This window comes from Bacillus sp. 1NLA3E (assembly GCF_000242895.2).
In the GTDB taxonomy this organism is placed as follows: Bacteria; Bacillota; Bacilli; order Bacillales; family Cytobacillaceae; genus Bacillus_BU.
This window is the reverse complement of sequence record NC_021171.1, coordinates 1,714,596-1,728,159: the sequence shown is the minus strand read 5'-3', so window position 1 is coordinate 1,728,159 and position 13,564 is coordinate 1,714,596. Positions and strand designations below refer to the sequence as shown.

13 protein-coding genes, 1 pseudogene and 1 riboswitch are annotated in these 13,564 nt (G+C 37.1%); of the genes and pseudogenes, 2 read left to right on the top strand and 12 right to left on the bottom strand.

Features of this window, described 5'->3' with window-relative positions; genetic code table 11:
* The first annotated feature begins 15 nt into the window (after positions 1 to 15).
* Positions 16 to 654, top strand: a complete 639-nt coding sequence (locus B1NLA3E_RS08335) for a DUF2238 domain-containing protein (RefSeq protein ID WP_015593400.1) — start codon at positions 16 to 18, stop codon at positions 652 to 654.
* Positions 655 to 1,469: 815 nt separating this feature from the next.
* On the opposite strand, the gene B1NLA3E_RS08330 is transcribed toward B1NLA3E_RS08335, so the two are convergent.
* Both B1NLA3E_RS08330 and B1NLA3E_RS25230 read right to left on the bottom strand, forming a co-directional pair.
* Positions 1,470 to 2,246, bottom strand: coding sequence for an ABC transporter ATP-binding protein (locus B1NLA3E_RS08330; RefSeq protein WP_015593399.1), 777 nt, complete (start codon positions 2,244 to 2,246; stop codon positions 1,470 to 1,472).
* A 160-nt stretch (positions 2,247 to 2,406) separates the two neighbouring features.
* A complete protein-coding gene (locus tag B1NLA3E_RS25230) occupies positions 2,407 to 2,565 on the bottom strand; it encodes a hypothetical protein (RefSeq protein ID WP_015593398.1) in 159 nt (52 codons plus the stop codon).
* A gap of 332 nt (positions 2,566 to 2,897) precedes the next feature.
* On the opposite strand from B1NLA3E_RS25230, the gene B1NLA3E_RS08325 reads away from it, so the two are divergent.
* Positions 2,898 to 3,773, top strand: a complete 876-nt coding sequence (locus B1NLA3E_RS08325) for an NAD(P)H-hydrate dehydratase (RefSeq protein ID WP_041580973.1) — start codon at positions 2,898 to 2,900, stop codon at positions 3,771 to 3,773.
* 232 nt (positions 3,774 to 4,005) lie between these two features.
* Here B1NLA3E_RS08325 and B1NLA3E_RS08320 read toward each other — a convergent pair whose 3' ends face one another.
* From B1NLA3E_RS08320 to B1NLA3E_RS08280, 10 genes and pseudogenes are all read right to left on the bottom strand, one after another.
* Positions 4,006 to 5,787: a TIGR04190 family B12-binding domain/radical SAM domain protein gene (locus B1NLA3E_RS08320; RefSeq protein ID WP_015593396.1), complete on the bottom strand. Its 1,782-nt coding sequence runs from the start codon at positions 5,785 to 5,787 to the stop codon at positions 4,006 to 4,008.
* Positions 5,788 to 5,994: 207 nt separating this feature from the next.
* On the bottom strand, positions 5,995 to 7,122 hold the full coding sequence (gene ssuD, locus B1NLA3E_RS08315; protein ID WP_015593395.1) for an FMNH2-dependent alkanesulfonate monooxygenase: 1,128 nt from the start codon (positions 7,120 to 7,122) through the stop codon (positions 5,995 to 5,997).
* A 14-nt stretch (positions 7,123 to 7,136) separates the two neighbouring features.
* A complete protein-coding gene (ssuE, locus tag B1NLA3E_RS08310; protein ID WP_015593394.1) occupies positions 7,137 to 7,688 on the bottom strand; it encodes an NADPH-dependent FMN reductase in 552 nt (183 codons plus the stop codon).
* An 87-nt stretch (positions 7,689 to 7,775) separates the two neighbouring features.
* A pseudogene (locus B1NLA3E_RS08305) lies at positions 7,776 to 8,507 on the bottom strand (ABC transporter permease); the annotation flags it as partial.
* Between the two features lie 159 nt (positions 8,508 to 8,666).
* Positions 8,667 to 9,692 (bottom strand): aliphatic sulfonate ABC transporter substrate-binding protein, encoded by a 1,026-nt coding sequence (locus B1NLA3E_RS08300; RefSeq protein WP_187292183.1) that lies wholly within the window; start codon positions 9,690 to 9,692, stop codon positions 8,667 to 8,669.
* Positions 9,693 to 9,708: 16 nt separating this feature from the next.
* A complete protein-coding gene (locus B1NLA3E_RS08295; protein WP_015593391.1) occupies positions 9,709 to 10,476 on the bottom strand; it encodes an ABC transporter ATP-binding protein in 768 nt (255 codons plus the stop codon).
* A 419-nt stretch (positions 10,477 to 10,895) separates the two neighbouring features.
* A complete protein-coding gene (locus B1NLA3E_RS08290) occupies positions 10,896 to 11,078 on the bottom strand; it encodes a YezD family protein (protein ID WP_015593390.1) in 183 nt (60 codons plus the stop codon).
* Between the two features lie 501 nt (positions 11,079 to 11,579).
* Complete coding sequence (locus tag B1NLA3E_RS23785; protein ID WP_015593389.1) at positions 11,580 to 11,720, bottom strand: anti-repressor SinI family protein; 141 nt, start codon at positions 11,718 to 11,720, stop codon at positions 11,580 to 11,582.
* Between the two features lie 24 nt (positions 11,721 to 11,744).
* Positions 11,745 to 11,838: riboswitch (cyclic di-GMP riboswitch) on the bottom strand.
* A 152-nt stretch (positions 11,839 to 11,990) separates the two neighbouring features.
* A complete protein-coding gene (locus B1NLA3E_RS08285) occupies positions 11,991 to 12,623 on the bottom strand; it encodes a TasA family protein (RefSeq protein ID WP_015593388.1) in 633 nt (210 codons plus the stop codon).
* A 93-nt stretch (positions 12,624 to 12,716) separates the two neighbouring features.
* Entirely contained in the window at positions 12,717 to 13,496 is a 780-nt protein-coding gene (locus B1NLA3E_RS08280) for a TasA family protein (RefSeq protein ID WP_015593387.1), read from the bottom strand.
* Positions 13,497 to 13,564: the final 68 nt, after the last annotated feature.

The window sequence follows — 13,564 nt, the reverse complement described above, 5'->3', positions numbered from 1 at the left end:
GGGGTGATTTTGAAAATGGCAAAAAAGAAAAGTAATTATATTCATTTATTAATATTGGTCATCGTAATAGCTGTTTTTATTTGGTCATTCATTAAACCTGTTCAATACTCAGATTGGATTTTAGAGGTGTCCCCCGCTCTGATTGGACTGATGATGGCCATTGTTATCTATAATAAGTTTCGTCTCACCACCCTTTCCTATATCATCATCGCTCTTTTGTCTATATTGGTATTTGTAGGTGGGCACTACACTTATTCAAAAGTACCGCTTTTCGATTGGATAAAAGACCATTTTAATTTACGCCGCAATCATTACGACCGTTTTGGGCATTTTTTTAAAGGTCTAATCACCATTCTGTTAAGGGAAATATTGTTAAAGAAAAGCCCCTTAGTTAAGGGGAAATGGTTGTTTGTTATTACGGTCAGTATGTCCTTAGCTATTGCTGCTTTTTATGAAATTAATGAATGGATATTTTCAAAACTAGCGCATGGGGGGAAAACTGCAAAAAATTTTTTAGGGACGCAGGGAGATATTTGGGATGCGCAGTGGGATATGGCATTTACACTAGGTGGATCTATATTAGCCTACCTATTTCTCGCAAACCTCCATAATCGTTTACTGAAGCAACAAAAGGAAAACAATCACCTAAAGTAATCAAAAAAACATATGCGTCCGCATATGTTTCAGATTGTCGAAAAAGGTACTATCTCGGCAACTTTCCATTTTGTCAGAACATTAAATGCCGATATTTAATATGAGATTGTCAATATTAAGGGACCTATTGATCTTCGCTCCAATCAACAAGGGGGTCAACCTAAAGAATTGCAACACACCTTATCCGACCTGGCTAAATGTGTTGCAATTTTCTTATGTTTTGGTAGGCTGCTGTAAGGCCTGTTACTTACATTCTTCAATCCCCGTAAACGGCAGTCGCGAAGCCCATGCAGCTCTTTGATTCCCGTTTTTTCGCGACTCTTGAATTTTGGTCATCAGTGCAGCTCTTTGATCCCCATTTTCCCACGAGGGTCCTTGAATTCAAACTTAAAAGTATTAAGGGATCAGTATAGGGCGTGAAATGTCATCAATAGACACAAATTCATATTCACTTTGGCTAGGCTCTTTTGGCTTAAACATTGATTTCATCACTTATTTTTATTATTTATTGGTTGAGTGGAAGATCTTTATTGGAACCTCTCTGTTGATGAGTGGAAGGCGCGAAGACTCCTGCGGGAGCAGCGGGACAGGTGAGACCCCGCAGGCGCTTTAGCGCCGAGGAGGCTCACCGCCCGCCCCGCGGAAAGCGAAGCGTCTGGAACGGAAATCAACAGACCTATTGAACATCCTATTTATTAATAATTATTAATGATATTACAACAAATTAGCGCGGTTAATTACTAAAGTTATTAAAGGGGGAATAATAGACTGTCGAGAGTTTCTCGACAGCCAGACATATGCGTCGGCATATGTTTTTATTTCTTCATTAATAATGGTCTTCCGTTTCTCCATATAACGGTAACATCAATTCCAAAAAAGTCTGAGAGAATTGATTCAGAAATCATATCAGATGTTAACCCTGCTGAAAAAACCTCCCCTTTTTTAAGTAAAAGTGTTTTTTGAAAAGTTGGTAAAATTTCCTCAACGTGGTGGGTAACGTACAACATCGTTGGTGACCCTGGTCCTTTTGAAATTTTCTCAATCGATTCTAATAGCCTTTCACGGGCTAAAAAATCAAGACCGTTCGTCGGTTCATCTAAGATGAGCAAAGCGGGGTCCGCCATTAATGCTCTACCAATTAAAACTCTTTGTCGCTCACCTTGAGATAGAGTTTCATAATTTCGGTTGGCATAATCGATGCAACCCAGGTCTTCTAATAATGAAATTGCCTTGTTTCTCATTTCATCCGTTGGCGTTTGGTAGAGGCCTATTGAAGCAAACGCACCACTTAACACAATTTCAAAAGCATTATCACCAGGATGTAGTTTTTCCTGAAGGCTTGAAGAAACCAGTCCGATGTGTTGGCGTAGGTTTTCAGCAAGAGGATCTTTGCCAAACTTTTTCCCTAAAACCATAATATTCCCCTTAGATGGATATTCATAGGCATTCAACACGTTTAGTAAGGCTGTTTTCCCCGCACCATTTAACCCAAACAATACCCAATTTTCCCCTTTTTTAACTTCCCAGTTTATATCACGTAATATCCAGTTACCATTTCTCTTTAATGATATATTTTTTAGATTTAAAACCATGTGTTTCTCCTTTCCATGATTTAACGATTTACAATGATTTTTAGACTATTTTTCAAAAAAGTCAATCATTTCGAATGTAAAAAAAGGGCAACACAAAAGGCTATTTTGTGCCACCCTCTATCATTATAGGTTTTAAGTGTTGCATCTATATATAAGTTTCTTAGACAGCTGTTAGTTGGAAACAAGGATCATTAAAGTAAACAACTTCTGAAAGAATTTTACAACCTTTGATTTCCTTGAAAGCCTCTCTTGCTTCCTTTTCGTTGTCAAATTCGAACATTCTAGTTTGTTCCTTTGAATGAACTGTGATTACCCACATTATTTAAGATCCCCTTTTTTTATTTACCCCAGGAAAACTCAAGCGGATATAACTTTTAAAGGAGTAAATTATTTTTAACCGGACTCATTATAACACCATTCTCTGTAATATTTTGTGAATAATCTTTGACATTTATCACCGTTTTATGAACTTTCCCACGGTAGAAAAAGGAGTTTAATAGAATTTCCATTATTAAAAAAATAAGATAAAATAAAGCATGAGAATCATTCAATTATGCTGAATTAGATATTACTGTTTTTTTAAAAGGGGTGATCGAAATGAATGTTAATAATAAAAGTAAGCTAAGAAAAGATAATAAGCTTGCTGAAGAAATGGCATCCTTGCAACTAGAGTTACCTCAAGATGGACATTGGAAGATATGTACAATATCTGATGTGATAAATACTTTCCCAAGGCGACCAAAAAACGGCCATAAGGGGACTTTTGGGACCGGACTACTGATTGCCGGAAGTGATGAAATGCCCGGAAGTGCTATGCTTTCTGGGATTGGAGCCATGCGCTGTGGAATTGGGAAGCTGATCATAGCTACGAGTACTTTTGCTTCGTCGATTATTTGTACAAGATTGCCGGAAGCAACTTATATTCATAAGGGGCTTGAAAAAATAGCTAATGGATACCTACCTGAAAAAATTAAAGCGATTGCGATTGGCCCAGGATTAAGCGATCAAACCCTGATAGAAAAAGCACTGGAAAATATATTGGTCAGTAACCTTCCTGTCATTATCGATGCTTCTGCTCTTTCTGCACGTTCCTATCCAACCAGAAAGGCACCTACCATCTTAACCCCTCACCTAGGAGAATTCAGTAAAATGGTTGGTCAAAGCATTACCTATATCCAAGCAAATCGGTTTAAGCTTGCTTGCCAATATGCACAAGAAAATCATGTAACCGTCGTATTAAAGGGGGAAAATACGATTATTGCCTTTCCTGATGGGTCGGGGCTTGTTAATCCAACCGGTAATTCTGCACTTTCAAAGGGAGGAACCGGTGACACGTTGACCGGAATGATTTTGGCAATGATTTGTACTCATGATAATGAACGCGCTGCTATCGCCAATGCAGTTTATCTTCATGGAAAATGTGCTGAGTATTGGACTATTGACCATTCTGAAGAATCGATGCTTGCCAGTGATTTTTCTGAGATACTACCAAAAGTATTAAAAGGGATTACTGAATCCAGTAAATAGTAACTTACCATATAATTTTTGGCTCTGTTAATGCTAGAATGTTGATTTCCATTCCAGGCACTCGCTTTCTGTGAGGCGGGCGGTGAGCCTCCTCCCGCAGGAGTCTTCGCGCCTTCCACTCCAATCAACATTGTGCAAAAAAATCAACATTGAGCTTTAACACAGTAGAATTTTATAAAATAAGGCTGCCGCAAGTCATTGCGACAGCCTTTTCTAATTAAATTGCGGATTATTAAAGGGTCACCTTATGTCGGTCAACCTTTCCAAGCTGTAATTTAACCCCTTTTACCATCTCTTTTAAAAGCAGTTCTAATCCAATAATAGTTAACGAACCAAAATTTGCGTATAACTTTTTCGTTTCCCATTTTAATTCATTTTTCCCACAGATACTATGTCGATTGACCTCGATTACTTCCCTTTTGATTTCAGCAAGTCCTGCTTCTCTTTCAAGTGGAGGTAATTCCAAAATCCCATCGATTCTATCGATAAATTCTAATGATTTCGTAATCTTAGTCTCAATATCATCATACGCTGCTTGGTCAATTAATCCGTATTTTAATTTAAATTGATTTAACAATAAGGCTGAATCATAAGTTGCTTTTACAATCTCGTCACGCTTCATTTGATCAGTTTCATAGCTAAGCATATATTTCCACGATGGTTGTACCATCGCCTGACGAAAATCTTCTAATTTTGAATAAATCTTGGTATAGCCGTATTTATCCGGATTTTCAAAAGCAGGGCTTCCTGGATCAAGGAATGGCGATAATGGTGCTACAAAATAAGATAGGCGGGTATCTTGATTGCAAATATTGTGAATATCTTCACAAAAACTAATGTTTTCAATTGCACTTTTATACGATTGACCCGGGATACCAACCATAAAGAATAGATCGATTTTCGCACAGTCATGGCTTAAAGCGTGTTGTAGTGTTTCGATTATTTTTTTGTTCGTACATGGCAGCTTTCCATTTAATCGCCTTAAATCTTCATCTGATGATTCTAATGTTAATTCTATGCTATATTTTGGAATTGCATCATGAAGCTGTTTGAAGAAATCTTCATCAGCAAATTGAAAAAGTTCAAAAACAATTTCATTTTTAATATTTAACTTTTTAAGACCTGATAAAAATTCCTGAACATATTCAGGGCCACCCTGTCTAATATCATTTAGTAGAAAAATAGGTGCACGACTAAATCTTTGAATAAAGGCGATGTCTTCTAACATTTTCTTTGGTGATTTCATCACAAGTTTTTTCCGATTGCAATTTATGTCGTAGGCTGTTCTGGATCCGCCGCAAATTAAACAATTAAATGTGCACCCCTTTGAAGTAAGCAGGGCAGTGTTCGGATATTGGAGCCAGCCTTTATATGGTAGAGGGTCTAATAGATTTCGATACTTAAAGACAGATTTAATGATATATCGATACCCAGGGAAATCAAACTCATCCAGATCATCTGGAACATATGTAATCGGATTAAAGTGGTATTGTCCATCTTTTTTCCAAGTTAAGTTCGGGATAGTTGAGAAGTCTTTATGTTTGTTTTCTATGCGGTTTAACAGCATCAACAATGGTTTTTCTGTGGTATCACCCCGCATAACAAAATCAATCTCAGGATATTCGATTAGTTCCTTGTGGAAGTAAGTGGAAGATAATCCCCCGAAGATAACTGGGACATCTGGGTGTAGTTTTTTGACGACCTTTGCCAGCTCAACACTTCCGTGTGCGTGTGGAAGCCAATGAAGATCAATTCCAAATGCTTTTGTCTTGATTTTACTTAATTTTTTTTCAACATCGAAATTTGGATTTAATAACATTCGGTTGGCGATGTTGATAATTTTCACCTTTAAGCCAAATCGTTCAAGATAATCTCCGATACTAGTTAAACCGATCGGATACATTTCAAATACCGGTGATGATGGGACGACGTCGCTGATGGGACCGGTAAAGATCATTTCCTTCCGAAAATCATACACGGTTGGTGGATGCAACAAAACCAGGTCATAAATCATAAGATCACCTTCATATATTTTATTTTTAGAAAAACAAGTTTTTCCTTAAATTTACTATACCCCAACTGTCCGGTGAAAGGCAGTGAACATTCGTTGAAATTTACAATATTTAGGAACATTACTACAATTGTTATAGGGTTATTGTTAACTCCCTTTTCCAGACAAAAAAGCGAGTTCCTCAGAACTCACCTTTTTTCATTAAAATATCTATAACAGTGAGAATGCACTGTAGCTTTTTCCATATACGCTCCCAACTATATTTTTCTTGGAATCAGCGCTACTTTCGTTAACTGGAAGAAGTGGGAATAGTAATTCTGCGGTTCGATAGGCTTCCTCAAGATGGGGGTAACCCGAGAGAACAAACGTATCAATCCCTAAATCAGCATATTCTTTGATTCTATCGGATACCTGAATCGGATCACCCACTAGTGCAGTTCCCGCTCCGCCTCGAACTAATCCAATCCCTGCCCATAAATTTGGACTAATCTCAAGATCCTCTCTTTCGAATCCATGCAAATCGGTCATTCGCTTTTGACCAACAGAATCCATCCGATCTCGACCACGTTGTGCAGCTTCTATTGTGTCGGAATCTAAATGTTTAATTAGTTTATCTGCTGCTTCCCAAGCTTCTTTTTCTGTTTCTCTTACTATGACATGGAGACGAATTCCGAAGCGAACTGTTCTTCCCTCTTTCTCTGCTAGGCTACGAACTTCCTTAATCTTTTTCTCAACCTCTGCAGGTGGTTCTCCCCATGTGATATAAACATCGGTATGTTTTGCCGCCACAGCGTGACCTGCCGGTGATGATCCACCGAAATAGACTGGAGGATGGGGCTGTTGTACCGGTGGAAATAGTAGGTTCCCTCCTACAACTTTAAGATGTTTCCCTGAAAAATCTACATCTTCTCCTTTTAATAACCCTTTCCAAACTGTTAAGAACTCATCTGTCGCTTCGTAACGTCCATCATGATCAAGGAAAATTCCATCACCAGCCAATTCAACTGGGTCTCCTCCAGCAACCACATTGATCATCACTCGACCATTTGAAACCCGGTCTAGTGTTGAAGTCATTCGAGCCGCAACAGAGGGAAGTGTAAGTCCTGGACGAACCGCAACTAAAAACTTTAGTCTTTCTGTATCAGCAGCAAGGGCACTTGCCAAAATCCAAGGATCCTCGCAAAAATTTCCGGTCGGAATGAGCACACCTGTATAGCCGAGACGATCCGTCGCTTGTGCAATCTGGCGGAAATAACTATATTCCGCTTGTCGTGCCCCCTTTGTAGTTCCTAAATAACGAGTATCACCACTTGAAGGAATAAACCATAAAATCTCCATTATTTGATCCCCCCTTACCCTTTTATCACTAATGTTGGTTGATTATTTACCCTGCTGATTAATTCACTAACATTGTTTCTCAGTCGCTGTTCCGCTTCATTTTCAATAAAGGTTATTTCTGTTTCTCGATACTGAACCTGTGAATCAACCAAATAAACACCATTGACAATATCTGTCGCACCTAATACCGAGAACACAGGTTTAAATGCATATTCAAGTGATAATAGATGCGCAACTGTGCCCCCATTTAAAATCGGTAATATTGTTTTATTCACAAGAGACTTTTCTGGAAGTAAGTCAATAAATGTTTTTAATAACCCTGTATAACTTGCTTTATAGACTGGACTAATAACCACCAAAGCATCAGCACTTTCAATCAGCCTAATTGATTTTTTGATTGCTTCACTGTCCCATTTTGCATAGACCAAATCTTCTGGTGGTAAATCTTTTACGTGGATGAACTCAACCTCGTTGTTTTCTTCCAATAATTCACCCACAAATTTGGCGATTGCCGCTGATCTTGAGAATTCTGCTGGACTGCCTGAAACAATTACAAATTTACCCATGTAAATCCCCTTCCTTTTTGTAAAATAAATATTAGTTTTCCAAGATGTTTACTTACTTTTAGAGCAAAAGAATGTATTACTGCTTCATTAATTCGTTTTATTTTCACCAGAGAAGTGATCTTGCCACTTTAATAGTCTAGTCTCAAAGAGACGGACAACTGAATCTGTAAATTTCCCAACTAATGCAAAAATAATGATGCCCACAAATACAACTTCGGTATTTGAAAATTGTCGTGCATCCATAATCATGTAGCCAATCCCTTCGCTTGATCCCATTAATTCAGCGACTACCAACCCAAGCCAAGCTACTCCAAGTGACAACCGTACACCAAGAAGGATATTTGGAAGTGCAGCAGGAATAATCAATTTGGTAATCAGTTTCAAGCGACTGAATTCCAAGACTCTTGCGACGTCAAACAATTTCGAATCGACACCTCTTATTCCCAAAAACGTATTAACATAGATTGGAAAAAATGCGCCCTTCGCAATCAGTAAAATTTTTGAAGTCTCTCCAAAACCAAACCACAAGATAAACAGTGGTGCGACCGCAAGATGGGGAACAGTCCTGAGCATTTGTAAAGAAGGATCCATAAAATGCTCCGTCTTATTCGAGAATCCTACAAACAAACCAAGTAATAAGCCTAACCCAGCACCAATGACAAATCCGATAGCAGCTCGCCATATACTAATTTCCATGTGGCCCCATAACTCACCAGTGACGATCAGATCTGTAAAGGATCCCAAAATCGCCCACGGAGTCGGTAACAACGTTTTTGAAACTAGTCCGAAGGAACCGACTAATTGCCAAATGGCAACCACAGCTACTGGTAATATGAGCCCTCGTAGCATGACAATGAGTTGTTTTTGTATCGTAACTCTCTTACCACGTTTTTTAATAAATAACGGAGCACGAAACTTAAATATTGGATTGGATGAAAGAGAAACTTCCTTTGTTTTACTCATCAAATTCACCTCCGATTATTTATTTTCTTTTTCTAACTCTTTTAATGCTTTGTTAATAAACGTGTTATCTGCAACCTTTGATACATTTATTTTTTTGTTGATGGCCTTTAAAGAGTATTGGAAGTCGGCGGTGTCCTGTTGTGCTTCCACAATTTTCTCATCAACTGGTACATTAATCGCTACAGAATTTTTCAACACCTGCTTTACCACTTCTGGATCGATTTTTTTCTCTTTTGCATATATTTTAATTGCTTCATCGGTATGCTCATTTTGGTATTTTAGAGCTTTCTCATATATTTTTAAAAACTCAACCACAAGCTCAGGGTGTTCATCTGCAAATTCCCCACGTACAATGGTGAAACTTGGTGAAACGACCTTTAAGGTGTCACCGTCTGCCAAAACTCTGGCGTCATGGTTTATTTGCTGTAAGCTGACAAAAGGATCCCAAATGGCCCAAGCATCAACTGAACCTGTTTCAAACGCAGGTTGCGCTTCATCAGGCTGAAGTTGAATAATCTCAATATCATCTGGTTTTAATCCAGCTTGATCGATGGCACGATACAGTAAATTAAAAGCGCTGCTTCCCTTTGCTACGGCAATTTTTTTACCTTTAAGATCTTTTATATTTTTAATTGGACTATTTTTTTGTACGAGAATGGCATTTCCCTTTAATCCCTTACTGATCGTGTTAATTTCCTTAAAATCAATATCTGCTGCCTGTGCTGAAATGACTGGTGAGTTTCCAACTTGACCGAAATCCAAGCGGTCAGAGGCCATTGCTTCAAAATGAGGTGGACCACTTTGGAATTCTGCCCAGGTTACCTTAGCTCCAACTTTGGCGAAGCCTTCCTCAAACCATCCCTTGTTTTTCGCTAACAGAAGTGGTCCGATGAGTTGTTGAATCCCGATATTGACAGTGACATTTTCACTTTTTGTGGTTGCCTTTACGCTTTCTTGCTTTGATTCTGTGGAGGAACACCCTGCTAGTAAACTCAAACTAAGAATAAATATTAAACCAATAATTTTAAATTTTTTCATGATTTTTATCCCTTTCCGATTAAATTCCGGAACCTTCTACTAAAAGAAGGTCATCCGATTTCTCAAATTCTTCTAAAACGCGTTGTCTAAGCTCCTGAAACGTACGATTTACTTTTTTACGAGGATATGGTAAATCAATTGTAATTGTTTTGCTAACTCTTCCTGGTCTAGGGCTCATAATTACCACGCGTTGTCCAAGATAGATAGATTCATCAAGATCGTGGGTCACTAGAATCATTGTTGTGCCTTTCTTCCTCCAAATATCAAGGAGTACATCTTGCAGGTGAGTCCTTGTGAATGCATCAAGTGCCCCAAACGGTTCATCCAGAAGTAGGACCTCCGGATCTCTAAGTAGCGCTCTGGCTATTGCCACTCTCTGTGACATTCCTCCCGATAATTCCCTTGGGTATGCTTTCTCAAACCCTGTTAATCTGACAATCTCAATTAATTCATCTACCTTCTTCCTTACTTCAGGATCTTTTAAAGATAGATCTGCTGCAATATTTTTTTCGACAGTCAACCATGGGAAAAGACGATGCTCTTGGAATATGAACCCTTGCTTAATTCCTGGACCTTTAAGGTCGACATTACTAATTTTCACTGTACCTTCAAAATTGAGATCGAGCCCTACAACAATCTTTAATAAGGTACTCTTCCCACACCCACTTGGACCAATAATCGTAATGAATTCTCCTTTGTTAATATGTAAATTGACATCCTGCAAAGCTTGAATAACTTGTTGTGATTTTATAAAGGTTCGATTCAACGATTCAATGACTACACTCATCCTTGCTTCCCCTCCTCCTTCTTGTTTGCTCCAGACTTACCCAAAAACGACAAATTTGCCTTCCCCCTATCAACACTTACTGATTTAAAAAAAGAATAAAAAAAAGACTGCTATCTTTTATCAATATAAAAAAAAAGAAGAGCAGCCTTCAGTTGTCTGATAAGCCAAATATCTTATTAAGTTGTCTAATTTGTATTAACCGTAATAAACGGCTATAAATTTTAGTTTTAAACATCTCTAAAGCTTTCAGTCCTTCCGTTATCGGATAGCAACTGCTGATATCCTAAGAAATGTTAAATAATTTCCTAATAATTGCTATATTATCCTTATTTATCACATAAGTCAACTTGGAATTTAAAATAAACTAATCATTTCGAAAAATACAAATAACTCGATCATCATTTCTTAGTTAAAAGCTCTTAATTATAAGTTTGTACTGCCCTATTGGTCTTTGATTTACTTTTTGAAATAAAACGATTTTTCTCGGTTTTGTCCACTTGTGTAATTTGCCCGTCATGAATGGTAATCACGAGAGAACCAAATTGCAAATCCTTTAATGAATCCAAAATATATTTCTTTTTCTCTTGTTCAAAATCTGCCATTTTATCATTCTCCTCTCAATTTTGAAATCTACGATAATCATTTATCTCATTAAAGAATCCATCATATTTAATTAAGAAAGATGAATCCCCCCTTTTTTTTTGAGTAATAAAAAAGGCGCATACTTTTATTAAGTATGCGCCTTCGGTTTATCCAATCAGCATGCACTATTAGCTTGAAGGATTCCCCACTTTTCAGACAAAACATATATCAGGTGGGAATTCCAAGTTATTATGTTAAATATTACCTAACAATATCTTCATCTTATCCTCACTTATCCTACCTGTCAAGTGTGATTTTGAAATTCAAAAATTCCCCTATCATTTTCTTTAATGAAATACCTATAATGAACAACCACGAATACTTGAATCAAAAAAAGCAAAAAAATAAGCTGAATTTTGGTTATTCCAAAATAGCAGCTTATTTTTTTTGTCTTACATCATCTATGTTATTAATAACCATTATGATCAATTCGAATCTTCCTTTTCATTTTAGTTTTCTATCTAATGAGGTATACTTTGTGTAGATTCATCCAAAAATGACCTAATCTCCTCTTCTGACAACCCCATATCCAGAGCATTCATTATTAGCTCAACCCATTCCAAATCTAATTCCTCATGACTAAGTATTACTCCCCCTACCATTCCTCTCCCTCCAGCCCAATTATTTCAGGCAGCCCAGCCGTCATAATCAGAGAACTCCTCTAATTTTAGACCTGTAACTTTGCGTCACTATCTTTCAATAGATTTGCCTTTTACTGTTCACCGATACAAAATTGTTGTTCGAAAAGAAATAAATCCTAAGAGGTCAAAAACTTTTCAATGGATATCATGAGGTAGTATATAATAGACATCATGGGTATATTATATCATCTATGGACACTCGTTCCTAATAATACGAATTCAATAATTTTTTTATTCAGCTTTTTTCGAAGAAAGGCGAGCTAATCGTTTTCCACTTGAAATTTTTTTACTTAACAAAAATGTACCACCACCAAGGGCTAGGAATGCTCCGGCAATTAATAAATTATAAATACCAGTTGCGCTATTAGGAAGTTTATACCCGGCAACTGATAAGACTCCACCATTTGTCCCATCAACAAAAAACCTAAGCTGGAATTCACTATTAAGATTTTGAAATTCATTTCCAAGTTCAATAGGTATATAGATATTAAATTTTAGTATCTCTGAAGCATGCCTTTTCAATTCCCTTGAATCTAATTTTTGAAGATCCTTAAATTTCCCATCAAATATTACACCATTTTTATCTTCAACTTTTAATAATAATTCATTATAAAATTTTTCAGACCCATTTAAAAAGCTATTTGAAAATAGATACTTAATATCCTGGTCCCCATTATTTTTAACTTCTATTTCTTTAATGTAAGTATCGCCTGGTCTCCCACTTTTTATATCAAAGAAAACTTTCTCGGGACTTGTTGAAATATCAATTTCTTTTTTAGTCCCATTGGCATTAATTAAACTTAAGGGGGAATACAAGGAATAAATGGTGACAATTATTAATATAACAAAGGATTTTTTTAACATATTTACCCCCCATTTCCCCTTTTTTTAAAAGAGGTGGATAATAACCCTACCTTTAAAACAAAATATCTTTCTGTATTTAGTAAATTTATTTTTCTAATCCTGCCAAGCAGGCGCGTCAACTACTGCTGGTTGGTTAGCAACATTACTAGTTGAATCAGTTGTTGCACGGTCACCAATTATCCCATTACCTGTAAGGTTTCCGTTAGGTGCATTTTGATCATGATATTTTGGAGCCATTACTTGCCTTGCATCGAAGTTAAAGGCAACTTTTGCTACCATACCTTGTAAATTATTTTGCGGCTGTCCAGAGTCTTTAAACTCTATGATGATACGATATCTATTTGTTTCACTTGAATTTATTCCCAGAGGTGTTAAATTTAGTTTTCCATTTTTAATATAGTCAGCTTTGATTTTTCCTGCAAAATCTCCAGCAATCGCTTCTCTTAATGAAATATCCTGAGAGTTAATAAGGAGATAACCAGCATCTGGTGCATCTGGGTCAATATAAGGTGGTGTTGCATCAACAAAGTATTTTACATTTAGGGCATCCAAAAATTGATCAGAAGTTCCACCTGTGCCTAACGGATTTGTTACATTAGCCGTTACACCCATGAATACATCTTCAATAGCAAGGCTTCCGGAATTTTTTAATACAAATTGTCTTTCAAAACTGTCACCAGGTTGGATATTACTTAAGTCAAAGTTAAGTGGAAAATCCCATGCTTTCTGTAATTCAACATTTAATGTGCCTGCTGCAAATCCATTATGAAGGGTTGCTGCATCACTAAAATAAGCGAATGTACCACCACCGATTAGTGATAAACCTAGTGCAGCTGATGCTGCTCCTAACCCTAACTTTCTTTTAATACTCATTCCCTTTTCCTCCCTTTTCCACCTCTTTAAAGAGGTATGTAAATTTATGATGGATCCTTATGACAACA